This window comes from Polymorphobacter megasporae (assembly GCF_018982885.2).
Lineage (GTDB): Bacteria > Pseudomonadota > Alphaproteobacteria > Sphingomonadales > Sphingomonadaceae > Polymorphobacter_B > Polymorphobacter_B megasporae.
On sequence record NZ_CP081848.1, the window covers coordinates 3,199,151 to 3,221,175 of the forward strand.

Consider the following 22,025-nt stretch of genomic DNA (forward strand, 5'->3'; position numbering starts at 1 on the left):
TTTTTCCGGCTGTCTTGAGCGGCAACCCAATCCACGCGCCATGCTCGGCTGCGCGATGTTGCCCTTACCAGTGTTGCGGCGACTTTTCGCGAGAGGAAGCGAGATCCGGCGCTCTGACCGTCGCGCGACGTGGTTGCCGAAAGATCGCCCTATTAAGGAGCCGTCGCTATCGTTACGATATCGTAACGCGCGCATGGCAGACGGCGGCCGGGGCAAATGGGGATGACAGGATGAGCTTTTTCAGCAGCGCCTATAAACCAAAGTCGACTTCGGGTGACGAGCACAGCAACGAGATCGGCTGGGCGATCACCCAGTTCGAAGTCTTCGCGATGAACCCCAAGCTCAAATACGAACTCAGTGGCGGGAAGCATCACCCCTATCCGCAGATCACGCCGATTACCCCCCACGAATATACGCCGATCGACATGATGACCCAGCAGTTGATCGATTCGATGTGGAAACGGGCCGAGCCCGCAGCAGGGGCGGTACGCGGCGGCGTCCAGATCGGCCGACGGGAAAAACCAGCGGCGCCCGACAGCCTTGCGATCGGCCGACGAGAACAGCCAGCGGTGCGCGATACGACCGCTTATAATCCCCATGTAAATGTAACGAACCCACATTCCAAAAGCGGATTCCCAGAGGACTGGGCTTATATGAAACAAATTCCGCGAACGAATGCCATCACCTTCCGCGGCGACTCGCGCGGACCGGCGCAGGTCTTGACCGCCAGCGGCGGCTTCTCGCCGCCGTCAAGCCGAACCGATCGCTATTACCTCGAAAACGTAATTTCGGGCTTTTTTATCGACTACATGCAACGGCGTTACAAGCGAACCGTCACCAAGGCTGATTTTCTTGCTTCGATCGATCAAACGATTACGAGCGGCAACGCCAAGAAACTGCTTGTCGACTATCTTATGTGGCGCAAAATAACCCAAGGGGAGCAATTCCATCTTGGCAACATGCTCTCACAGGAATGCTTGAAGGGATATATCTCGACGAGCCGCAACCCGCATCTCGCGTCATACTTCGGCAGCCGCTTCAATAAAGTCCCTGCGTGGGTCTACGTGACGCTGGTTCACGGCGGCTACGTCGTGCCGGCCAGTGGCGAGAAGTGGGGAACAATGGAACAGGAGATCGCGCAATGGGGGCCGATCGTCGCCGCAGACATCGTCGGGTTTCGCAAGACGGACCCCTGGGGCACGCCGCTCTCGCCGATTTATATGCGCCGCTCATTCCGCAAGAAGGAACCCAAGGCCTTCGAGGCGGCATTTAATATGCTGAGCGGCGAGAGGCCGACAATAGCCACGACCTAGCAACCATCGATGTCGACCTGTCGTGCCTCCCGTCGCCGGAGCATACGTCGACGCGGGCGCGGCAAAACGCCAGTTTGAAGGGCTGGAACCGGGGTCGTCCGGCTGGGGTTGATCGACGTCAGCCCGAGGAATTACCATGCCCGCCGTCCGTCTCAAGCCCGTGTCCGATCAGGTCATCGTCGTCACAGGCGCGTCGAGTGGGATCGGCCTCGCCACCTGTGAAGCCGCTGCTCAGGCTGGCGCGAAAGTAGTGATGACCGCCCGCAACCGCGAAGCGCTCGCCGATGCGCAGGCGCGGCTGACCGCCAGCGGCGCACTGATCGAGACCGTCGCCGCCGACATCGCCGACCCCGATGCCGCCGAGCGCATCGGCGCCGCCGCGATCGCCCGCTTCGGCAGGATCGATACGTGGGTCAACAACGCGGCGGCGGCTCCTATCGGACGCGTCGTCGATACGCCGGTCGACGACCAGCGGCGGGTGTTCGACGTCGGCTATTGGGGCACGGTCCGCGGCTCGCTGGCGGCGTTATCGCATATGAAGCAGCGCGGCGGTGCGATCATCAATGTTGGCAGCATCGAATCCGATCGCGCCGTGATCCTGCAGGCGACGTATAGCGCGATGAAGCACGCGGTGAAGGGATTCACCGACGAGTTCCGCACCGAGGTCGAGGCCGACGGCCTGCCGGTGTCGGTCACGCTGATCCGTCCGGCTGCAATCCACACGCCCTTCCCCGAACACGCGCGCAATTTCACCGGCCATCCGATCACGCTGCCGCCGGTGATCTACGACCCGCGGCTGGTGGCGCGCGCAATCGTCTTCGCCGCCGCAAATCCGCGCCGCGGCCTGAGCATCGGCGGGACGGGCGTCCTCGGCACCGCGCTGGCGCAGCACTTTCCGCGGCTGACCGACCTTGCGCTCGAGCGCTTCGGCGAAGCACTTCAGACCTTCGACAAGGACCCTCCCGCCGACCGCGCCGACAATCTGTGGGAGACGCGAGCGAGCGCGATCGACAGCAAGCAGGACGTGTATGTCCGCACCCAGAGCCTTTGGCTGGAAGCCCAGCTGAGGCCGTGGCTTGCGGTTGGATTGGCGGGAGCGGCAGCAGTCGCCGGGCTGGCGGTGGCACGGATCGCTGGCCGCAAGCGGAGCGTCGGTAACTAGAGCTTATTTGTCGGCGGGCTGGCTGCTCGCGGCGGTGCGCTTGGCCTCGATCTCGGCGACGCTGAGGATCGGGTAAACGTTGGTCAGATAGAGGTAGAAAAAGCCGAGCGACAGGAACAGGACGATCACGCCGAGGAACGGCGAGTTGATCTTGGCTCCTCCCGGCAATTCGACCGAGCCTGCGCTCGCGGCGTCGTCGTGGACCTCGGTCCCGCGCAATCGCGCGAACAGGCGGAACTGGACGCCCGCGCAGATCAGCCCGAAGAAGGTGATGGCATAGACCGCGATTGCGGCGGCATCGGTCCAGAACTGGTGGTGCCGATACATCTCCGCCTGATAGTCGTCGAGCGCTGCAGCGAACCGCACGCGGCCGATCAACGCCCTTAGCTGACCGCGTGCGAGTTCGACCGACAGCTGCTTGACCTCGGGATCGCCGGCGGTCGGGTCGGCCTGATCGTCGGTGAGCAGCGGCACGGTGTCGGTCGTCGCTGCTGGGGTTGCGATGGTCGTCGTGACGGCCGGTGGCGCGTGACGCGCCGGAACGGGGGCCGCGACAACGGCGGCGAGCAGCGCCAGAGCAGCGGCGCAACGCCTCAACGGTGGAAGGCCAGATTATTGTCGGCCATCAGTCTGAATACAAACAGCGTGGCGCGACCGTCGACACACGGCTGCTTCGAAAGGTATCCGATGTTGGCGTTGAAGGAACCCGGATCGGCGAACAGCGGGCGGATCTTGGCGATGACGGCGTTGAGCGCGGCACTGTGCGCTGACGGGCCGCAGGCGATCGGGCCGAGCGGGGCGGACGCCATCGCCATCCCCGGGCGGGGCGTAAATGCCCAATTATTCCCTGCGATCACGTTGATGAGATACGCCGCGGCGCGGTTGCGCTGGCAAGGCTGGCCGACCTCGGCCGCCAGCCCGGCGTTGAAGCCATGCGGGTCGGGAAACATCTGCCGGACGACCGCGACCAATCGGTTGATCTGGTCGGCGGCCGGTGCCGCGCCGCAGGTCAGTGCCTGCGGGCGGTCGAGCGCGACGCTCGGCGCGACGGTCTGGGCCTGCTGCGACGTGCCGACGGTCTCGGCAGACGCCGACGTCGCCCACACGACGATCAATCCGATGAACAGCGCGAACCGCATCCCCGACCACTCCCGCTGGCCGGTTATACCATCGTCAGGAGAAGTCGCCAACTAGGACGGTGCAGATGGGCCGCCATGTATTTGCAATTACTGCTGCGCCTCTGGCTTGCTCGCAGAAGCGTCGGGTCGAATCACAGAAATTAAGACGCCCTTAATCACGTGCAAGCCAGGGCGATCCTCGGTTCATTGCTTACTGCCGAAACTCGATCATCGGGTCACGCTCGCCGCCCGTGACTGGCGTCTCGCCGAACATTACCCAACACATCACCAACAGCACAGATAACGCGGCCACCAATAGCCACCCCACGCGACCTGACAATGCTGCATCCCTTCGCGCGCATAGAAGATAGACCAAAAATCAATACGCTACACACGGGATACTAAAAGTCTCGTTTACCGAATCTGCTAGCGTGTTATCTGTCATTGTGGTGGAGCGGCAAGGCATTCGTCCGGGAATGCCGCCATGCGACAATATGGCGTCGGCTTGAATGCAATTGTCTTTACTCAGTGTGGATTTTCCAGCATCATCGTACATGTCTTTCGCACGATATTGGCAGCGATATTGGCGAACTGTACGGAAACGGGCACAGGCTGGTACAGAGTACTTAGACGGCTTCGTACGCCTTGCCAGCGAATTGCGACTCGACGCACGGTTTTAGCGTATTGATCTCGCGCTGAGCTGCCGAGGTGATCACCAGTCGCACCGAAACCCGCGGCTCACGCCATGCCCGCAAGTGACCGTCGATGTGCGGACTGTGTGCGCGTGTTTGTGCGGCACTATTGCTATTAATTACAGTGGCTTCACCGGTTTACACCTTAGCAGATGCGCGAACCGCCAATTTTTGCGGGAAAAGCGGGGGCGTCGGGCCTAAGCTAAGCCGCGTATTGCCAGCAGCATCGAAAGGCCTTTCGATTTCTCATTCCGCTCCAGACGCCATCCACATCATTGGCGGCGGCCTCGCCGGGTCCGAAGCCGCGTGGCAGATCGCCCGCGCCGGAGTGCCGGTCGTCCTCCACGAGATGCGCGGACCGCACAAGACCGACGCGCATCATACGGACGCGCTTGCCGAACTGGTCTGCTCGAACAGCTTTCGCTCCGACGATCCCGAGCATAATGCGGTCGGGCTAATCCACGCGGAAATGCGAACGATGGGGTCGCTGATCTTGCGCTGCGCCGATGCCGCGCGCGTCCCCGCCGGGTCGGCGCTCGCGGTCGACCGCGACGCCTTCGCCGATGCCGTCACCGCTGCGATCGAAGCCGAACCGCTGATCGAACTGCGCCGCGAACTCGTCGCCGCGCCGCCGCCCGAATGGGGCCAGGTGATCATCGCCACCGGCCCGCTGACCGCCGGACCGCTCGCCGCGTGGATTGCCGAACGCACCGGCGAGGACGCCCTCGCCTTCTTCGACGCGATCGCCCCGATCGTCCATTTCGACTCGATCGACATGGACACGGCGTGGTTCCAGTCGCGCTGGGACAAGGGCGACAGCAAGGACTACATCAACTGCCCAATGGACAAGGCGCAGTACGAGGCCTTCGTAGAAGCGATGCTGAACGGCGAGAAAACCGAATACAAACAATGGGAAGGCACGCCGTACTTCGACGGCTGCATGCCGATCGAGGTGATGGCCGAGCGCGGGGTCAACACGCCGCGCTTCGGGCCGATGAAGCCGGTCGGGCTGACCAATCCCGCAACCGGGCGACGGGCCTGGGCGGTGGTCCAGCTGCGGCAGGACAATGCGCTGGGAACGCTGTGGAACATCGTCGGCTTCCAGACCAAGCTCAAGCACGCTGAACAGGTCCGCGTTTTCCGCACGATTCCGGGGCTGGAGAAGGCCGAGTTCGCGCGGCTCGGCGGGCTCCACCGCAACACCTTCATCAAGTCGCCGATCCTCCTCGACGACCAGCTCCGCCTCCGCGCCGAGCCGCGGCTGCGCTTCGCCGGGCAGATCACCGGCTGCGAGGGCTATGTCGAGAGCGCCGCGGTCGGGCTGATCGCCGGGCGCATGGCAGCGGCCGAAGCGCGCGGGAAATACCTCGAAGCGCCGCCGCCGACGACTGCGATCGGCGCGCTGCTGAGCCACATCACCGAGGGTGCCGAGGCGGACAGCTTCCAGCCGATGAACGTCAACTTCGGCCTGTTTCCGCCGATGGAGCCGCCGGTCCACAAAAGCCTGCGCAAGCCGGCGATGGCGGCGCGGGCGCGCGCCGACCTCGCCGCGTGGCTCGGCGAACCGGCGGAACAGGTGGAGCAGGCGGCGGCGTAGCGGCTACTGCGCCTCCGCCGGCTCCTCGGGGGCAGCGGCGACTGCGCCCCCCGGGGGGCAGACGGCCTTGGTCCGCGGCTTGTGCTTGACCGCCGTCGTCGCAAACTCCTCCGGCGTCAGCCGGCCGTCATGCTTGGTGTCGGCGGCGTCGAATTTTGCGATCGCCTTGACCGAATATTCCTCGAAGCTGAGCTTGCCGTCGTGATTGACGTCGAGCTTGGCGAACGCCTTCTTGCGGCTGACGAAATACTCGTCGCGGGTGATCGCCCCGTCCTTATCCTTGTCGTAGCGCGAAAAGCGCTTCGCCTCGCGGTCGGCGGGGGTAACGTCGGACACCGGGGCGACCAGCGCAGCGGCCGCGGCAGCGGGCGTGATCTCGGCGGCTTCCGCAGCGGTCGGCGCGGAGAAATGCACCGCCGCCGCGTGCGGCGCGCTCTGCCGCCACAGCATCACCGCGCACACCATCAACGCCGCGACAACTGTCGCTGCTAGCCACTTCGGTACAATCATCGTCGCCCCCGACTACCCCAGCGCCCTCCTCGCACATGCAGGAGCGCGTGTCAGCGTCCCGTCGCGATCCAGCGGAGCAGGCGCACCTGCCGCCCGATGCCGCCAGGAACGCCGGCCGGGCGGTCACCCAGCGCCCGCGCGACATCGGCAGCGGCGAACCCGGCCAACGCGGCGAGCGGGCGCAGCGCGGGGGCGAGCCGCGCGGGGAAAGCCTCCGCGGCGATCCGGCGGGCATCGTCGGGGTCGACCGGGGGCGCCTTGACGCCCTCACGGACGAGCTGCCCGAGCGCCCAGACGCGGCCGAGCGCGCGCGCCGACGGCTGCGCTACCCCGAGCGCGGTGGCGCACGCCGCGAACAATGTCCCGCCGCGCCGGTCGAGATGGTCGTCGAGCACCCTGCCCGCGAGCCGCTCCTCGATCAGCAGCGACAGGAAAGCGTCCTCAAGCGGCTCGAGCGCCTGCCCCTTCACCCCCAGCGGCAGCGCGTAGTCGCCCAGCGCGGCAAGCACCGGTTGCGCAGGCGGCGGTGCAATATCGAGCTTGGTCAACGCCTCGCGCCACCATTCCAGCCGGATCTCACCGAGCATCGCCTCGGTCGTCGTCGCCACGACCTGCGCGAGTTCGAGATCGAGTGCATGCAGCGCGAACAGCGCCGGGCGGATGGCCGAGGGCGAATAAAGCGTCGCGAGCCAGCGGTCGCGGTCGCGCGCCCGGACAAGGTCGGCGCAATGGTCGAGGGCCTGCTCCATCGCCTACGCTATAGCTTCGCCGCGGGGCGCGCGGCCATCCCCTTCTCGGTCTGCGAAAGCAATGCTCGCAATCCGCGGCAGGGTTGTTACGGAAGCGTCTCGGAACTGTTGAGGGCGGTGGCATGGCGGGCGTGATGCGTTGACGATTAAGCCGGCCGGAGTCACATCGCCGGTCGCAGAACCGCCCGCTATCCGCTCCATCGCGCCGCCGCTCTACATGTTTACGGCTGCCGTCGGCGGGATAACCGCCGGGTTCGTGAGCATAACGCTCGGTTATGTGCTCGTCAGCCGGGCCTTCTCGGTCGCGGCGATTGCCGAACTCGTCGCGCTGAACATACTGCCGCTGACGTGGCGTGTGCTGATCGGTCCGATGTTCGATCTTAGCCTCACTCCGCGACACTGGTTCCTGCTTTCGGCAATCGGGGCTGCGGTCGGTCTCGCGCCATTTGCCTTCGTGGGACTCGATCCCGCCAACCTCGAGTTCATCGATTTCATGGTTCTTGCGCTGGGCGTGTTCTACGCGCTCGGCTCGGGCGCGCAGACTGCTGCGATCGCCATCACGAGCGAGACCGCCGTTCGCGGGCGCATCGCGGGCTGGGTCACGGCGGGTAATCTCGGCGGCGTTGGAGTTGGCGGCGGCCTCGGGCTTTGGCTCGCGACCCATGCCGGGATGACGACGGCGGCGTTGACGCTGGCGGCGCTGTGCCTCGTCTGCGCCTCGCCGATGCTCCTGATTCGGACCCCACGTACTGGTGCAGCGCAGCCGTTTAGGGCGGTCGTTGCGGCGCTGGGGCGCGATGCGGTCGCGCTCGTGTCGACCCGACTGGGCTGGCTGACGATTATCGCAATTTCACTGCCGATGGGTCAGGGGGCCTTTATCGGGTTGCTGCCGTCGGTCGCCAAGGACTGGGGCGCGTCGGCCGACCTCACCGCGTCGACCACGGGATTGCTCGCGGGGATGATCTGCGTGCCTGGGTCATTGATCGGCGGGTATCTGTGCGACCGCTACCCGCCGCAGCACGTCCTCGCGTGGAGCGGGATCGCCTGCGCGCTCGGCGAGGTGGCAATGGCATTCGGCCCGCGCACGCCAGCAGCCTTTTTCGTCTTTGCACTCGCCAATAACCTGCTGCTCGGCGTCGCCTATGCGGCGGTCGCCGCAGTCATCTACGTCGGACTCAAGGGCTCGAGCGGCGGCACGATGGGATCGCTGCTCGGAAGCCTGTGCAACGTCCCGGTGGTTGCGACGACGCTTTTGCTCGGCGCTGTGTCAGTGCCGTACGGCGCGAATGGAATGATGCTGACCGAGGCGGCTCTGGGTGTCGGATCGGCGCTGCTCTACGGCATGATGGCGTGGCTGTGGCGTCCACGCCTGGTCGGTGCCGCACTGGCGGCGTGACGCCGTCGAGCCATCAAGGTTCGATCGACGCCACGCCCGCTTCCTAGCGCGTCAGCCGCTTGTACGTCAGCTTGGTCGGGCGGTCCGCCGCATCGCCCATCCGCGCGTGCTTGTCCGCCTCGTACGCCTCGAAGTTGCCCTCGAACCATTCGACGTGGCTGTCGCCCTCGAAGGCGAGGATGTGCGTCGCCAGCCGGTCGAGGAAGAAGCGGTCATGGCTGATGACCACGGCGCACCCGGCGAAACTTTCCAGCGCTTCCTCGAGCGCGCGTAGCGTCTCGACGTCGAGGTCGTTGGTCGGCTCGTCGAGCAGGAGGACGTTTCCGCCCTGCACCAGCATCTTCGCCATGTGCACGCGGTTGCGCTCACCGCCCGAAAGCTGGCCGACCTTCTTCTGCTGGTCGGCGCCCTTGAAGTTGAACGCGCCGACATACGCGCGGGTCAGCACCTCATTCTTGCCGAAGTAGAACTTTTCCGCGCCGCCCGAGACTTCCTCCCAGACGTTGTGGCCGGGATCGAGCGCGTCGCGCGACTGGTCGACATAGCCGAGCTTGACGGTCTCGCCGATGCGGATGCTGCCCTCGTCGGGCTGCTCCTGCCCGGTGATCATGCGGAACAGCGTCGTCTTGCCCGCGCCGTTTGGCCCGATCACGCCGACGATGCCGCCCGGCGGCAGGCTGAAGCTGAGGTTGTCGATCAGCACCCGGTCGCCGAAGCTCTTGGTCAGATTCTTCGCCTCGATCACCGTGTTGCCGAGGCGCTCGGGGATCTGGATGAGAATCTGCGCCGAGCCGAGGCGGCGGTTCGCCTGCTTCTCGACGAGGTCGTCGAACGCCTGGATACGCGCCTTCGACTTGGTCTGGCGCGCCTTGGGGCTCGAGCGAATCCACTGGAGTTCGTCGCGGATCGCCTTTTCGCGGCTCTCGTCCTCGCGGCTTTCCTGTGCCATCCGCTTGACCTTGGCTTCGAGCCAAGCCGAGTAATTGCCCTCGAACGGGATGCCCTTACCTCGGTCGAGTTCGAGCACCCACTTGACGACGTTGTCGAGGAAGTAGCGGTCGTGGGTGACGAGGATGACACAGCCGGCGTAATCCTGAAGGTGCTTTTCGAGCCACTGGACGCTCTCGGCATCAAGGTGGTTGGTCGGCTCGTCGAGGAGCAGGATGTCGGGCTTCTCGAGCAGCAGCTTGCACAAGGCCACCCGGCGCTTCTCGCCGCCCGATAATTTGTCGACCATCGACTCGCCCGGCGGGCAGCGCAGCGCGTCCATCGCGATTTCGAGCTGGTTATCGAGCGTCCAGCCGTCGACGGTGTCGATCTTTTCCTGGAGGACGCCCATTTCCTCCATCAGCGCGTCGAAGTCGGTCGTATCAGTCGGCTCGCCCATCTCGGCGGCGACGGCATTGAATCGCGCGACCATGTCGGCGACCTCGCGAACGCCGTCCATGACGTTCTCGCGAACGGTCTTGGTCGGGTCGAGGTGCGGCTCCTGCGCGAGATAGCCGACGCGAACGCCCTCGGCGGGCCATGCCTCGCCCTGGAAGTCCTTGTCCTGCTGCGCGATGATCTTCATCAGCGTCGACTTGCCCGCGCCGTTCGGCCCGATCACCGCGATCTTCGCGCCGGGCAGGAAGCTTAGATAGAGGTCCTTGAACACCGGCTTGCCGCCGGGATAGGCCTTCGTCAGGCCCTTCATGACGAACGCGTATTGGTAACCGGCCATGGCGGATCGGAGCTTTCGAAATCGGGAAGGAAGACGCGAACGCCTTTAGCCTATGGCCGGGTGCCCCCGCAACGGGCGGCACGTGAGACGATTTGGCTACTATCCATAGTATCAAAGGGCGGGGTGACGGAACTACCAGTAGGTTTGCGGGTTGTCGTCGATCAAGCGTCGGAACGCGTTGCTTATGTGATTGCGTACAGGATCGAGATGGACAAGATGGTGTACCGGGAGATCGACGACAAGGATCGCATCAACGTCGATGATTTCGCGGCGTTGTTTGCACAGCTAGACGATGGCAAGGCGGCACCGATCGATGCCGGTTTGACGGACCTGTTCCGGAAGATCGAAGAGCTCCACCGCCCCAAGGATTGTCAGCGACACTAGCTGAGCGACCGGAGCCCCGATCCGTCGAAGCGCAGCGAGTCGGGAATGGTAACATCCGGCTGCTCCCGCGAAGACCGATCGAGGTAGAGGACGAACGCGAGGATGGCGGCTACCGCGCCGAACAATTCGTCATTGATCGGCACGCCCACCGTCGCGGTGAAATAGATCGCGCGCGTAAGTTGTGGATAGCGCAGGATCGGCACCTTGTTCAACGCGGCGAGTTCGCGGATCGCCTCGGCGATAACGTCCCGCCCCTTCGCGACAACGATTGGCGCGGCATCTCGACCCGGAACATAACGCAACGCGACCGCGAAGTGCGTTGGGTTGACCACGACCACGGTCGCCGTCGCCATTGCCGGAGCCAGCGAGCGTTTTGCCGCCTGACGGGCCATCCGACGTTGTGCCGCCTTCGTCTCGGGCGACCCCTCGCTTTCGCGGCTCTCCTCGCGAATTTCCTGCTTCGACATCCGGAGCTTGGCGAGATGACGGGTGAGCTGCAGCGGCAGGTCGATCGCGGCAATCAACCCGAGTGCGACCGCCAGCGCGACCAGCAGCGCCGAGGTCGATGCCGCGATGCGCGCTGCACCATCGGCAGGGTCAAGCGTCCCGAGGTCGAGCAATCCCGGCAGCCGTGCGACGAGCACTGTGCCGCCCGCGCCGAAGATTAGTGCCGCCTTGAGCACAGCCTTGCCGAGTTCGCCGACCGCATGAAGACCGAAGACGCGCTGCAGCCCGGCGATTGGATTGAGGCGATCGAGCTTTACCGCAAACGCGCCGGCGGAAAAATGCGGCGCGGTTATCATCGGCCCGGCCGCAGCCCCCGCGACGATCAGCACCGCGAAGACGGCTAGAGGATGGACCATGCCCTGCGCGAGTAGCGACGGCGACGCGAGCAGGTCGGTCCGTCCCGGGTCAGCGAACGACAGGCCATCGCGCATCATTCGCCGGCACGCCGCCACAAGGTCACCCGCCGCGACGATTGCCCAGATAACCCCCGCCCCGATGACAAGCACCGTGCCCAGTTCGCGCGATTGCAGCGTCTCGCCTTTTTTGGACGCCTCGCGACGGCGCTTCTCGGTCGGCGCCTCGGTTTTCTGGTCCTTGTCGGGGGCGTCAGCCAAGTAAGATGCCTTCGAGCCGGTCCTGCATCGTCGCCATGCCCGCTGCCATCGTATCGACGATCGCGGGCATCGCCACCGCGAGCAGGACGACGCCAGACAGCATCAGGACAGGAAAACCGATCGCGAACAGGTTGAGCTGCGGCGCGCTACGCGCGGCGACCGCGAGGAGCAGGTTAATCAGGAACAGGACCGCCGCGACTGGCAGCGCGAGCATCAGCCCTGACGCGAACGCCAGCGCACCGACCCCGGCAACGCGGCCCGCAAGTGCCAGCGGGTCACACCCCGGCGGCAGCGCGCGATAGCTTGTCACGAGCACCTCGAACAGTCGCAGGTGACCGTCGAGCGCGAAGAACACGAGCCACGCGACGAGGCCGAGCAATGTCGCGATCACCGGGCTGGTCATGCCGCCCGGATCAAGAATGGTGGCGAACCCGAGTCCCATCGACTGCGCAATCACCTCGCCCGCGATCGACGCTCCGGCGAATACCGCCTGGAGCATCACCCCCGCCATCGCGCCGATCAGGATTTCACTGGCGACCGCGATCAGCCCGCTCGCGCTGAACAGATCGGCGGGAACCGCGATCGGGGTGACCCCGAGGACGAACACCCCGATCGCGCCGCCAAGCCCGATCCTGACCCGCAGCGGCATCAGCATCGCGCCTATCCCCGGCAGCAACGACAGCGCCGACGCGGTACGCAGGCTCGCAAACAGCAACCGCCCGGCCTCGACCTCCGGCGTCGCCAGCCACACCGCGATCACCGCAGCAGCGCCGGGATGCGGTCATAGAGTTCGACGGTGAAATCCGACAGCTCGCGCATCATCATCGAGCCGAGGATCGCGAGTGTCACCAGCGTCACGATGAGCTTGGGAACGAAGCTCAGAGTCGACTCGCTGATCCCGGTCGCGGCCTGGAGCAGGCCGACGACGAACCCGGCGATCAGCGCGGGAAGAACGACCGGAGCGATAAGTTGGGCGAGGACCCACATCGTGCCGCGCAGCGCGTCCATGACGATGCCGCTGTCCATCTCATTTCACTCCGACGAACGACGACGCGAGCGAGCCGAGCACGAGCGCCCAGCCGTCGACCATGACGAACAGCAGCAACTTGAACGGCAGCGAGATCAATGTCGGCGACACCATCATCATACCGAGAGCCATCAGGATGCTGGCGACGACGAGGTCGATGACGAGGAACGGCATATAGATCAGGAATCCGATCTGGAATGCGGTCTTGAGTTCGCTCGTGGCAAATGCCGGCAATAATATCGTCATCGGCACGTCGACCGGTCGCGCGAACGGTCCGGTATGGGCGAGGTTGGCGAACAGGCGCAGGTCCTTCTCGCGCGTTTGCGCCATCATGAAATCGTGGAGCGCCGCTCCTCCCCGCTCGATCGCGCTCTCCGCAGGCAGCGTGCCGGCCGCGAACGGCGCATAGGCCTGCGCGTCGATATGGGCGAAGGTCGGCTGCATCACGAACAGCGTCAGGAACAGCGCGAGGCCGACGAGCACCTGGTTCGGCGGCGCCTGCCCCAGCCCGATCGCCTGCCGCAGGATCGCCAGCACGATGATGATCCGGGTAAAGCCGGTCATCATCAGCAACACCGACGGCAACACCGTCAGCAGCGTCATCAGCAGCAGTATCTGGAGCGGCAGCGCGAGCCCGCTTTTGCCGCCCGCCAGCGCCGCGATGCCGTCGGTGGCGGTCATCGGGCCGAGTGGTCGAGCAGGGAGACCCCGCTCCGTGAGGCCGCGATCAGCAGCCGCCGACCGTCGAATTCGATCACGACCAGGCGCGACCCCGGGCCGAGACCGAGCGTCGCGATCGGCCGCAGCAGCGGCGACGGGGCGATCCCCGGCGGCTGGATCCAGCCGCGCTTGGCCGCATACCAAAGCCCGGCCAGCACCGCGATCATCAGCGGCAGCGCAACCGCGAGCCGCGTCAAATAATCCGCCGCGGTCATGCCGAGACGATGTCAAGGATGCGGACCCCGAAGCGGTCGCCGATCGTCACGACCTCGCCCTTTGCCAGCAGCCGGTCGTTGATCAGGATGTCGATGCGCTCGTCGCTGCGGCGGTCGAGCGCGAAGGTCGCTCCGGGTCCAAGCCGCGACAGGTCGGCCAGCGTCAGCCGCGCTGCGCCGACCTCAACACGCAGCCGTACCTCGACCGCACCCAGGGCCCCGAGTGCAAGCGCGGGGATCGCTTCAATCCGGTCGAAAGCTCCGGGGGTCAGGGCGTTCATGGCAGGTCCTCGGTTTTGGCGGGGATGATGCCGGCGCTGCCGACGGCGACGATCGTCACGCGATGCCCGCCGTCGTCGTCGGGCGTGATCGTCCCGCGGGCGAGCGCGCGATCGCCGAGACGCAGCGAGACATCGCGTCGCGTCTCGATCGGCAGGACATCGCCGACGGCAAACCCGAGCACCGCGGCGAGCGGAACGACCCGGTCATGCAGCACCGCACGAACCGCGAACGGGGTCGCATCGAGTGCGGCGTGGAGGCGCGGGAACCAGTCGCCGATGTCGGGAATGACGGGGACGATCGGCGCCGGGGTCACCGCGCAGCCGAGGTTGAACGCGAGGCCCCCGGCGGTAAGGTCGACCGCAAACGCCGCCGCTTCGGGATCGCTCGCGTCGGATTGCCAACCGCTTCCGCCGGGCCACGCCTCGTCGGCGGCAGCAAGGATCGCCGCAGTCAGCTCCGCGACGATCGCGCTGCCGCCGGCACCCGCCATCGTCGATCGCGAGAACGGGCCGCCGCATCGCACGCTGATCAGTGCGCCGACAAGATCCATCGGAACCGTGACTGCCACCCGCCAGCCATCGCCCCGAAAGAAGCCCGTCGCCGGTACTGGCGCTGGCGCTGTCTGGTCGAAGGACGTCACCAGCGGCTTGCCGACAACCGGAGCGAGGTGGCCACCGAGAAGATCGACGAAGGCAGTGAAATTGATCGCCGCGGGGACGGCGACAAGGGCCTGAAGAGCTGGCGGAAAGCGCCACGCGCTAACGTCTGCAGACCGCCTGTTGTGCGCGCCCGGGCTCACTGGACGACCAGCGTGGTGAAGAAGACCTCGTCGACCCCGCCGACATGCGCGTTGCGGCTGAGCACGTCGTTGATCGCCGTGCGGATCGTCGAGCGCAGCTTGGTCTTCGCCGCGCGGTCGGCGACATCGGCCTCACCGACCTCGCCGAGCACCGCGAGCACCGCAGAGACGATCGCCAGTTTGTGCTGGGCCAACGCCGCCGTGACTTGCGGACCGGCGGTATTCGACACTGCGATCCGCAACTGGAGGTAGCGTCCGGTATCGGCGAGGTTCGATGTGAAGGCGTTATCGATCTCGATATATTCGATCGGGGTTGCCGCCTGGAGCACCGGCGGAGCCGCCGCAGCCCGCCCGAGCAGAAGGCCCGGTCGCAGCGCCGCAACGCCGACCAACGCGCCGCCGCTGCCAACCGCTGCGCCGAGGAACGCGAATGCGACCATCACGACGCTCCCGAGTCCCTTCCTCGATTTAGCCTGCTTGGGAATCGTATCGGCCATGGCGAATCCTCAGGCGAAGCGGTCGCGTACGACCGGCTTGATTGCGGGCGAACGGACTCGCGTCGATGGTGTTTGCCCGGGCAACTCTGGCGCGGGCGGTCGATGATCTCGCGCGTCCCCGCGATGTCCCGCCGCCCCTGCCCCTGCCGCGTCCGAGCCGCCCGACGCTACGCCCGTCGCGCCGCCGCGCACCTCGATCGTCACTGCGTCGAGCCGGTGTCCGGTGGCGACGACCGCGCGCTCGAGGCCTTCGCTCGCCCCCGCGATCAGCGCGGCGGTGTCGCTGCGATCGACCGCGAAATGGACATGGAGCGCGTCGCCCGCCGGATGGTCGCGCCGCGTTACCTCGGCCCCGACCCCGCCGAGCGCGGGTGTGTCGATGGAAAAGCCTTGCGGCCTGGCTGGAACAGGGGCCGATGCGAGCGGCGTGGGCCAATGCGTATCTCCGGCATGGCTCATCGTCGGCTGTGATGCAGCGCTGAGCGTGTAGACCGGCGGATCGGTTCGCTCGTGCAGAACTACAAGCGATTGGGCAGGGGGCTGACCACGCCGCAAGGCTGAGGATATCGGTGCCCGGGTCACGGCGACGGTAAAAGTAGCTGGAATTGGGGCGGGGACGGTGACCGAGGCGGCAGCGGTTGGGATCGTCGCGATTATTGCCGAAGCTAATTCCTTTGAAGCTGCCAGTGGGGCATCCCGGGCGCCGGGCACAACCAGCGGCGAAGCTGGGGCGATTAAGGCAGAGTCGAGCAAGGCCGCCCGCACTTCAATCTCGCGCGGCTCAACCACGGTTGGCGGCAGAACCGGCTGAGACATCCCCATGGCGGCAGCCACGACCGACGCGATGACGGGCGGAGCGACGGGGACGAGCGGTTCGATTCCGCGCGTAAAGTTGCCGAGAGATGCGATCGGCGCGACCGCAACGACAGTCGTTAGCACGACAGCATTCTCGGTGAGCAGGTGCGCTGGCGTTGGTGGTGAACGCTCGTCTACCGTGCCGGGCGGAAGGTCGATCACGGGCATAACGCCCTCGCGTTCGTTTGCCTCGGCGACCGTCTTTGGTGCGGTCGAAGCGGCTGCGGCCGACTGCGCGGTAACTGAGCTTACCTGATCTGACACGGCTGGCGATTGCGGAGCGGGCGGCGGCGGAAGCGACTGGCTGAGTGCGGCCACCGCCATGATCGGAAGATCAGATGGCTTCTGCCTTCGAAGAGCGGTCGGTGCGCTTGCCAAGGTGGCATGCCGCCGAGTGGAAGGAGGTGCTATCTCAACGACAGCAAAAGCGACAGCCGGAGCGGTCGCCCGCGGCGGCGCTGGGTTTGCCGACTGTGCCGCCACTGCCTCGGGCGCTACCTCCGCTCCTTTCGCTGCCGGCAACTTAGCCTCCGCCTGCGGTCCGGCCGCAGCCGGCGACTCGACGGCTCGCGCAAGGGGAAACAGGTCTATCGGTGCCATCAAGTGACTAACGTCGATTTGCGTGACGGCCTTAGCGGTTGGTGGCGCGACGGTCGGCACCGGCTCTCCCAGCAATTCCGGCTGTGGCATCGTGAAGCTGCCGGGCGCACTAGCGACCACGGCGACGGCAATCGACGGCAGATCGGCACGGTCGAGGCTCACGGCGATCATGATCCGACCAGTTTCGGATCGTCGGATGCGCGTTCGACGGCTCGAGCGACCGCATCGACCCCGGCACGCCGATGGCGGAAGTCGCCCTGCAACACGGCGCGTCGCGCTTCGGCGTCGACGAGACGGATCGCCTGAGTTACCTCGGCGGCATACAGCGCGGCGCGCGTCGCGGCGGCGGCCTTGATCGCATAGCCTGCCGCAAAGCCGTACTGCCCGCGAAACTCGGCACGGAGTTCGCCGAGCCGCGTCGCTGTCGCTGCCGTTGCCGCCACTGCCGTCGCTGCCCGCGCGAGGCTGCTCGCCGCGACGCGCAACCGGACCCGCCGGATCGCCAGCAGCCGCGCAAGACGGTCCTGCCGCGTCGTCACAGCACTTCTCCGAGTAGCGCGACCGACGTCGCGAAGTCGACGCGCTCGTCGGCCGCTTGGCAGCGGAACGCGTCCATCACGCCGCGCGCGACCATCGCTGCATCAAGCTCGCGGTCGGCTCCGGGCGAATAGGCCCCCATCAGCACGAGGTCGCGATTGTCTTCGACGAGGCGATGCGCCCGGCGGAAGCGGGTCGCCGCGGCGCGGTGCGCGGGGCTGGCGATGTCGGTCATCACCCGGCTGATCGACGCCGCGAGATCGATCGCGGGGTAGATCCCGCTTTGCGCCTCGGCGCGTGAGAGGACGATGTGCCCGTCGAGCACCCCGCGCGCGGCATCGACGACGGGGTCGTTCATGTCGTCGCCATCGGCGAGGACGGTGTAGATCGCGGTGATCGATCCGCCGCTGACGGCGTCGTTGCCCGCCCGCTCGACCAGCCGTGGCAGCAGCGCGATTGCCGACGGTGGATAGCCACGTGCGCCGGCGGCCTCCCCGAGCGCGAGGCCGATCTCGCGCTGGGCGTGGGCGACGCGGGTCAGGCTGTCGACGATCAGGACGACATCCCTCCCCTGGCCGCGAAACCATTCGGCGATCGAATGCGCGCGCATCACGCCGCGCACGCGGAGCAAGGGCGCATCATCGGCGGGGACCGCGACGACGACGGTCCGCGCGCGCGCCGCGTCGCCGACCTGGCGTTCGAGGAAGTCGGCGATCTCGCGCCCGCGTTCACCGATCAACGCGACGACGACGATGTCGGCGGCGGTGAAGCGCGCGATCTGGCCGAGCAGCACCGATTTGCCGACCCCGCTCCCCGCCATGATCCCGACCCGCTGGCCGCGTCCAAGCGTCAGCAGCGCGTTGATCGCGCGGACGCCGACGTCGAGGACCGCGGTGATCCCGGTCTTCGCGAGCGGATTGCCGACCGGCGGTTCGAGCGGGACCTTAGCCATCCGCGGCAGCGGGGGTCCGCCATCGAGCAGGCGTCCGCCGCCGTCGATGACCCGCCCGAGCAAGGCCGGTCCGACGCTCGCGCGCGCCTCGCCGCGCAATGGCATCACGGCGCCGCCCGGGAGCAGCGGGCCGAGCGCGGCCAAGCCCATCAGCACACTGCGCCGATCGCGGAAGCCGATGACCTCGGCGGCGACGGCGGCAGGACCGACCGCGCAGACCGTTCCGACCGCGAGGTCGATGCCCGCAGCTTCGAGCGTCAGCCCGTCATACGCGACAATCCGGCCGCCGGTGACCGGCCCAGGTGCCCGGACGACCGGCGTGCTCGCCGCTAGCTCCGCGAGGACGGTCGAGATGCTCATGCCAGCCCCTCGATGATCACCGCGAGCCGCGCGTCGAGGCCGTCGCGGACGACGAAGCCGGGACCGTCGATCACCACGGTGCCGGGCGTCAATGTCGGGTCGGCGACGACCGGGAGGTCAAGCGCGAAAACTCCAATATCGTCGGGGTGGAGGCGGACGACGATGCCATCGCGGGTCTCGACGCTCGCGAGCGCGGTATCGACGAGCCGCGAGATCACCTCGGGGTTGACGATCAATTCGGCTGCCACGGCGGCCTCCGCCAGCGCTCTGACAAGGTTGAGGAAAACGCTCCGGACGGTGTCGGGATCGACGACCGACGCGGCGATCAGCTCAGTTGTCGCGGTCGCGAGCAGGGCACGTTCAGGCTGGAACGTCGCCTCTGCCTGCGCGAGTCCAGCCGCAAATCCCGACTGGTAAGCTTCATCGGCAATCGCCTCGACATCGATCGCAGGTTCGGGCTCGAATTCGGGCTCGGGCGGCGGCGGCAGCATCGCCGCATAGAGCGACGCGAGACCGGCATATGAGGCAGCCGCGTTAGACATAACCGGCGGCGCTTCCCGGCATCATCAGCGTGCCCGCCTCGGCAAGGCGACGGACAACTGCCGCGATCCCCGCCTGCGCGACGCGGACCTCGGCGAGCTTGGTCGGACCGAGGTCGGCGAGCTCGTCCTGCATTCCCGCCGCCGCGCGCGCCGACATCGCCGCAAAGACATGGGCGCGCAGCGGCTCGCCGGCACCCTTGAGCGCGAGCACAAGCTGTTCGGTCTCGACCTCGCGGACGAGTGCCTGCATCCCGCGCGAGTCGATCTTGAGCAGGTCGTCGAATACGAACAGGCTCTCGGCGATCGACTCGGTCATCGCCGGGTCGAGGTCGCGCAGTGCCGCGAGGAGACGCGCCTGGTCGGGAGCCATCGCGATCAGCGCGGCGGCGAGATCGGGACCGGCAACAACCGCCGCCGGGGGAGCAACCGGGGTCGCCGCGAGCCGCACCTCGAAAGCCCGGTCGAGCCCGGCGACGACCGTGCCGGTAACCGGCCCCATCGTTGCCAGCCGGTAGAGGATGTCGGGCTGGAGCGCCTCGGGCAGTGCGGCAAGCACGTCGGACGCACGCTGCGGTTCGAGGTGGGCGAGGACGACCGCCGCCGCCTGCGGGTGCTCGGCGGCGAGCATCGCGGCAATCGCGGCGGGGGTAACCCATTCGAGCGCGGCGAAGGGGCGCGGGGTGACCGGGGGGCCGAGTTCGCCGAGGAGGCCGCCGGCGCGTTGCGGGCCGAGGGCGCGTTCGAGGACCGAGCGGACCTGAACGCCGCCGCCGCCAAGCGCGACCGTCGTCTTGCTCGCGGCGAGGAATTCGTCGAGCACGGTGTCGATCGCGCGCGGCTCTATGTCGGCGACCGAGATCATCGCATGACCGACCGCGCGAACCTCCTCCGACGCCATTTGCCGCAGTAATTCAGCAGCTTGCACCTCGTCGAGGAGCAGCAGCAGTACCGCGCACTTCTGCGCCCCTGTGAGATTATCGTGGATCATTCGGTGTCCGCCGCCATCATCTGCCGCACGACCGCCGAGGCGCGGTCGACATCCTGGCCGACGCGCAATCGGGTCTCGGCGAGCTTAATCGCGTAGTCGAGCGGGTCGAGTTCGATGATTTCGGGCGCGTCTTCAAAGCGTTGCGGCTCGTCTTCGGAGCCCGGAACCGGCACGCGCACCGCGGGCCGCACAACCCCGAACACCAAGAGCGCAACGCCGCCGAGCGCAGTCACCGCCTCCACGCCCGTGGCGACGAGGGGGATCTCCCACCACTTCACCACCGCCTCGCCCGGCGTCGCGACGAAGGCCCGCCCGGCGACGGTGACGACGTCGCCGCGGCGGGCGTCGTAGCCGACCGCGCTGCGGACCAGTCCGGTAAGCAAGGCGACCTGCGCCGCCTGCTCCTTCGCCGCTCCAAGCGAGGAGTCGCGGACGACGACCGCAACCGACACGCGCCGGACCGCGCCGACGGGTGCGCGCGTGACCGAGACCGCCTTGCCGATCTCATAGCCGCGAATGTAGCTTTCGCTATGCGTTCCCGGCACGACCGCCGGGAGCGCCGGGATCGGCGGCGTCACCGACACCTGCGCCGCGGGTGGCACGGTGTTCGACAAGGCGCCCGGGATGCCGCGCGCGGGTTGCTGCCCGGCTTCGGTCGCGCTGCTGTTCTGGTCGGAGCGCAGGACCCCGTCCTTGTCGTAGCTTTCGCGCGTCGCCTCGTTGACCGAGAAATCGAGGTCGGTGGCGACCTGAGTCGAGAAATTCCCCGCGCCAAGGATCGGCGTCAGCAAAGCGACGACGCGGCGTCGCAACCCGTCCTCGACGCTGCTCTGATACGCGAGTTGCCGCGCGCTGTCGCCGAGCGGGCCGCTCGCGTCGCCCGACAGCAATGTTCCCGACTGGTCGACGACGCTGACCCGGTCGGGCGACAGGCCCGCGACCGACGACGCGATCAAGTGGACGATCGCGCGGACCTGCGCGTCGTTGAGGCTGCGCCCAGAAGCGAGGCGGACGAAGACCGATGCGGTCGGCGCGGCGGCGTCGCGGATGAAGACCGACTGCTCGCCCGCGGCGAGGTGGACGGTGGCGTGGTCGACCCCGTCGATCGCCATGATGCTCGCGGCGAGGTCGCTCTCCGCCGCCGACTTGAGCCGCGCCGTCTCGACCGCGCGGCTGCTGCCGAGCGGCATCGTCCCGAGGACATCGAGCCCGCTCACCGCCGCTTTCGGCAGCCCCTGCCCCGCGAGCATGATCCGCGCCGCGGCGACGTCGCCCGCGGGGACTTCGACCGAGCCGGTATCGGGGTCGACATGCGCCTTGAAATTGCCTGTCTGGAGCGCGGCGAGCACCGCCGCCTTGTCGGCCTCCCCCAATTGCGCGAACACCGGGCGATAGTCGGGCGCGCGCAACGCCAGCCACAGCCCGGCGGTAACGACGAGCGCAAGCAGGACCGCAAGCGCCGGGAGCGACCGCCGGATCGCCGGTTGCGCGAACAGCCGCTGCCCGCGCAGCCGCAGCCCGGCGAACGACGTCATCGCGCGCGGATCGAGCACCGCGAGGTCGCTCATACCGGCATGCTCATCACGTCATGGTATGCCGACAGCAATTTGTTGCGGACCTGGAGCGTGGCCTCGAACGCGATCGACGCCTTCTGCCGCGCGAGCATGACTGAGGCGATATCGACGGTATCGCCGCGCTCGAACGCCGCCGAGACATCGCCCGCCTTGGACTGGGTCGCGTTGACTGCGCGCAACGCCTCGGTGATCGCGCTGTCGAACCCGGACTTCGCGGGCTCGGCGGCCTTGCCCGACAGCGCGGCGTTGCGGTCGAGGATCTGGGCGCGAAGGGCGAGGACGCTGCTGGTGTCGATACCTTTCAACGGCGCG

At 67.0% G+C, this 22,025-nt stretch carries 25 protein-coding genes; 5 read left to right on the forward strand and 20 right to left on the reverse strand.

Annotation, left to right across the window (positions count from 1 at the left end):
* The first annotated feature begins 230 nt into the window (after window positions 1-230).
* Window positions 231-1,313 carry a hypothetical protein gene (locus tag KTC28_RS14955; RefSeq protein ID WP_216707934.1) on the forward strand — a complete coding sequence of 361 codons (1,083 nt, stop codon included), beginning with the start codon at window positions 231-233 and terminating at the stop codon, window positions 1,311-1,313.
* A 136-nt stretch (window positions 1,314-1,449) separates the two neighbouring features.
* The gene (locus tag KTC28_RS14960; protein WP_216707935.1) at window positions 1,450-2,475 is read left to right on the forward strand and encodes an SDR family oxidoreductase; all 1,026 of its coding nucleotides are present in this window, start codon (window positions 1,450-1,452) and stop codon (window positions 2,473-2,475) included.
* A 3-nt stretch (window positions 2,476-2,478) separates the two neighbouring features.
* On the opposite strand, the gene KTC28_RS14965 is transcribed toward KTC28_RS14960, so the two are convergent.
* Window positions 2,479-3,072, reverse strand: a complete 594-nt coding sequence (locus KTC28_RS14965) for a hypothetical protein (protein WP_216707936.1) — start codon at window positions 3,070-3,072, stop codon at window positions 2,479-2,481.
* A complete protein-coding gene (locus KTC28_RS14970) occupies window positions 3,069-3,614 on the reverse strand; it encodes a hypothetical protein (RefSeq protein ID WP_216707937.1) in 546 nt (181 codons plus the stop codon). The genes KTC28_RS14965 and KTC28_RS14970 overlap by 4 nt, the downstream gene beginning before the upstream one ends.
* A gap of 885 nt (window positions 3,615-4,499) precedes the next feature.
* Here KTC28_RS14970 and trmFO point away from each other — a divergent pair.
* On the forward strand, window positions 4,500-5,882 hold the full coding sequence (gene trmFO, locus KTC28_RS14975; protein ID WP_255602061.1) for a methylenetetrahydrofolate--tRNA-(uracil(54)-C(5))-methyltransferase (FADH(2)-oxidizing) TrmFO: 1,383 nt from the start codon (window positions 4,500-4,502) through the stop codon (window positions 5,880-5,882).
* Between the two features lie 3 nt (window positions 5,883-5,885).
* Here the strand turns inward: trmFO and KTC28_RS14980 are convergent, their stop codons facing one another.
* Complete coding sequence (locus tag KTC28_RS14980; RefSeq protein WP_255602062.1) at window positions 5,886-6,392, reverse strand: EF-hand domain-containing protein; 507 nt, start codon at window positions 6,390-6,392, stop codon at window positions 5,886-5,888.
* Between the two features lie 50 nt (window positions 6,393-6,442).
* Window positions 6,443-7,141: a squalene/phytoene synthase family protein gene (locus tag KTC28_RS14985; protein ID WP_216707939.1), complete on the reverse strand. Its 699-nt coding sequence runs from the start codon at window positions 7,139-7,141 to the stop codon at window positions 6,443-6,445.
* 139 nt (window positions 7,142-7,280) lie between these two features.
* Between KTC28_RS14985 and KTC28_RS14990 the strand changes: the two genes are divergently transcribed.
* Entirely contained in the window at window positions 7,281-8,537 is a 1,257-nt protein-coding gene (locus tag KTC28_RS14990; RefSeq protein ID WP_216707940.1) for an MFS transporter, read from the forward strand.
* Window positions 8,538-8,580: 43 nt separating this feature from the next.
* On the opposite strand, the gene ettA is transcribed toward KTC28_RS14990, so the two are convergent.
* The gene (gene ettA, locus KTC28_RS14995) at window positions 8,581-10,260 is read right to left on the reverse strand and encodes an energy-dependent translational throttle protein EttA (protein WP_216707941.1); all 1,680 of its coding nucleotides are present in this window, start codon (window positions 10,258-10,260) and stop codon (window positions 8,581-8,583) included.
* Window positions 10,261-10,467: 207 nt separating this feature from the next.
* Between ettA and KTC28_RS15000 the strand changes: the two genes are divergently transcribed.
* Window positions 10,468-10,644 (forward strand): hypothetical protein, encoded by a 177-nt coding sequence (locus KTC28_RS15000; protein WP_216707942.1) that lies wholly within the window; start codon window positions 10,468-10,470, stop codon window positions 10,642-10,644.
* Here KTC28_RS15000 and KTC28_RS15005 read toward each other — a convergent pair.
* From KTC28_RS15005 to fliE, 15 genes are all read right to left on the reverse strand, one after another.
* Window positions 10,641-11,765: an EscU/YscU/HrcU family type III secretion system export apparatus switch protein gene (locus KTC28_RS15005; RefSeq protein ID WP_216707943.1), complete on the reverse strand. Its 1,125-nt coding sequence runs from the start codon at window positions 11,763-11,765 to the stop codon at window positions 10,641-10,643. The genes KTC28_RS15000 and KTC28_RS15005 overlap by 4 nt on opposite strands.
* Complete coding sequence (locus tag KTC28_RS15010; RefSeq protein ID WP_216707944.1) at window positions 11,758-12,525, reverse strand: flagellar biosynthetic protein FliR; 768 nt, start codon at window positions 12,523-12,525, stop codon at window positions 11,758-11,760. Before KTC28_RS15010 ends, KTC28_RS15005 begins: the two co-directional genes overlap by 8 nt.
* Window positions 12,522-12,791, reverse strand: a complete 270-nt coding sequence (fliQ, locus tag KTC28_RS15015; RefSeq protein WP_216707945.1) for a flagellar biosynthesis protein FliQ — start codon at window positions 12,789-12,791, stop codon at window positions 12,522-12,524. The genes KTC28_RS15010 and fliQ overlap by 4 nt, the downstream gene beginning before the upstream one ends.
* 1 nt (window position 12,792) lies before the next feature.
* Window positions 12,793-13,542, reverse strand: coding sequence for a flagellar type III secretion system pore protein FliP (fliP, locus tag KTC28_RS15020; RefSeq protein WP_439650126.1), 750 nt, complete (start codon window positions 13,540-13,542; stop codon window positions 12,793-12,795).
* Window positions 13,470-13,727 (reverse strand): flagellar biosynthetic protein FliO, encoded by a 258-nt coding sequence (locus tag KTC28_RS15025; RefSeq protein ID WP_216707947.1) that lies wholly within the window; start codon window positions 13,725-13,727, stop codon window positions 13,470-13,472. Before KTC28_RS15025 ends, fliP begins: the two co-directional genes overlap by 73 nt.
* Entirely contained in the window at window positions 13,724-14,008 is a 285-nt protein-coding gene (locus KTC28_RS15030) for a FliM/FliN family flagellar motor switch protein (protein WP_216707948.1), read from the reverse strand. Before KTC28_RS15030 ends, KTC28_RS15025 begins: the two co-directional genes overlap by 4 nt.
* Entirely contained in the window at window positions 14,005-14,808 is an 804-nt protein-coding gene (locus KTC28_RS15035) for a FliM/FliN family flagellar motor switch protein (protein WP_216707949.1), read from the reverse strand. Before KTC28_RS15035 ends, KTC28_RS15030 begins: the two co-directional genes overlap by 4 nt.
* The gene (locus KTC28_RS15040; RefSeq protein WP_223132253.1) at window positions 14,805-15,305 is read right to left on the reverse strand and encodes a flagellar basal body-associated FliL family protein; all 501 of its coding nucleotides are present in this window, start codon (window positions 15,303-15,305) and stop codon (window positions 14,805-14,807) included. Before KTC28_RS15040 ends, KTC28_RS15035 begins: the two co-directional genes overlap by 4 nt.
* 9 nt (window positions 15,306-15,314) lie before the next feature.
* The gene (locus KTC28_RS15045; protein ID WP_216707951.1) at window positions 15,315-15,764 is read right to left on the reverse strand and encodes a hypothetical protein; all 450 of its coding nucleotides are present in this window, start codon (window positions 15,762-15,764) and stop codon (window positions 15,315-15,317) included.
* Window positions 15,765-16,927: 1,163 nt separating this feature from the next.
* Entirely contained in the window at window positions 16,928-17,299 is a 372-nt protein-coding gene (locus KTC28_RS15050; protein WP_216707952.1) for a hypothetical protein, read from the reverse strand.
* Complete coding sequence (locus KTC28_RS15055; protein ID WP_216707953.1) at window positions 17,296-18,609, reverse strand: FliI/YscN family ATPase; 1,314 nt, start codon at window positions 18,607-18,609, stop codon at window positions 17,296-17,298. Before KTC28_RS15055 ends, KTC28_RS15050 begins: the two co-directional genes overlap by 4 nt.
* Window positions 18,606-19,151 (reverse strand): FliH/SctL family protein, encoded by a 546-nt coding sequence (locus KTC28_RS15060; RefSeq protein ID WP_216707954.1) that lies wholly within the window; start codon window positions 19,149-19,151, stop codon window positions 18,606-18,608. Before KTC28_RS15060 ends, KTC28_RS15055 begins: the two co-directional genes overlap by 4 nt.
* Window positions 19,144-20,139: a flagellar motor switch protein FliG gene (gene fliG, locus KTC28_RS15065; RefSeq protein ID WP_216707955.1), complete on the reverse strand. Its 996-nt coding sequence runs from the start codon at window positions 20,137-20,139 to the stop codon at window positions 19,144-19,146. The genes KTC28_RS15060 and fliG overlap by 8 nt, the downstream gene beginning before the upstream one ends.
* Window positions 20,136-21,707 carry a flagellar basal-body MS-ring/collar protein FliF gene (gene fliF / locus KTC28_RS15070; RefSeq protein ID WP_216707956.1) on the reverse strand — a complete coding sequence of 524 codons (1,572 nt, stop codon included), beginning with the start codon at window positions 21,705-21,707 and terminating at the stop codon, window positions 20,136-20,138. The genes fliG and fliF overlap by 4 nt, the downstream gene beginning before the upstream one ends.
* Window positions 21,704-22,018, reverse strand: coding sequence for a flagellar hook-basal body complex protein FliE (gene fliE, locus KTC28_RS15075; protein ID WP_216708170.1), 315 nt, complete (start codon window positions 22,016-22,018; stop codon window positions 21,704-21,706). The genes fliF and fliE overlap by 4 nt, the downstream gene beginning before the upstream one ends.
* Window positions 22,019-22,025 lie beyond the last annotated feature (7 nt).

What these genes read in the sequence shown, in the direction of transcription:
- KTC28_RS14955 (WP_216707934.1), top strand. Translation starts at nt 231, where the DNA reads ATGAGCTTTTTCAGCAGCGCCTATAAACCAAAGTCGACTTCGGGTGAC.
- KTC28_RS14960 (WP_216707935.1), top strand. Translation starts at nt 1,450, where the DNA reads ATGCCCGCCGTCCGTCTCAAGCCCGTGTCCGATCAGGTCATCGTCGTC.
- KTC28_RS14970 (WP_216707937.1), bottom strand. Translation starts at nt 3,614, where the DNA reads ATGCGGTTCGCGCTGTTCATCGGATTGATCGTCGTGTGGGCGACGTCG.
- KTC28_RS14980 (WP_255602062.1), bottom strand. Translation starts at nt 6,392, where the DNA reads ATGATTGTACCGAAGTGGCTAGCAGCGACAGTTGTCGCGGCGTTGATG.
- KTC28_RS14985 (WP_216707939.1), bottom strand. Translation starts at nt 7,141, where the DNA reads ATGGAGCAGGCCCTCGACCATTGCGCCGACCTTGTCCGGGCGCGCGAC.
- ettA (WP_216707941.1), bottom strand. Translation starts at nt 10,260, where the DNA reads ATGGCCGGTTACCAATACGCGTTCGTCATGAAGGGCCTGACGAAGGCC.
- KTC28_RS15000 (WP_216707942.1), top strand. Translation starts at nt 10,468, where the DNA reads ATGGACAAGATGGTGTACCGGGAGATCGACGACAAGGATCGCATCAAC.
- fliQ (WP_216707945.1), bottom strand. Translation starts at nt 12,791, where the DNA reads ATGGACAGCGGCATCGTCATGGACGCGCTGCGCGGCACGATGTGGGTC.
- KTC28_RS15025 (WP_216707947.1), bottom strand. Translation starts at nt 13,727, where the DNA reads ATGACCGCGGCGGATTATTTGACGCGGCTCGCGGTTGCGCTGCCGCTG.
- KTC28_RS15030 (WP_216707948.1), bottom strand. Translation starts at nt 14,008, where the DNA reads ATGAACGCCCTGACCCCCGGAGCTTTCGACCGGATTGAAGCGATCCCC.
- KTC28_RS15040 (WP_223132253.1), bottom strand. Translation starts at nt 15,305, where the DNA reads ATGGCCGATACGATTCCCAAGCAGGCTAAATCGAGGAAGGGACTCGGG.
- KTC28_RS15045 (WP_216707951.1), bottom strand. Translation starts at nt 15,764, where the DNA reads ATGAGCCATGCCGGAGATACGCATTGGCCCACGCCGCTCGCATCGGCC.
- KTC28_RS15055 (WP_216707953.1), bottom strand. Translation starts at nt 18,609, where the DNA reads ATGAGCATCTCGACCGTCCTCGCGGAGCTAGCGGCGAGCACGCCGGTC.
- KTC28_RS15060 (WP_216707954.1), bottom strand. Translation starts at nt 19,151, where the DNA reads ATGTCTAACGCGGCTGCCTCATATGCCGGTCTCGCGTCGCTCTATGCG.
- fliG (WP_216707955.1), bottom strand. Translation starts at nt 20,139, where the DNA reads ATGATCCACGATAATCTCACAGGGGCGCAGAAGTGCGCGGTACTGCTG.
- fliF (WP_216707956.1), bottom strand. Translation starts at nt 21,707, where the DNA reads ATGAGCGACCTCGCGGTGCTCGATCCGCGCGCGATGACGTCGTTCGCC.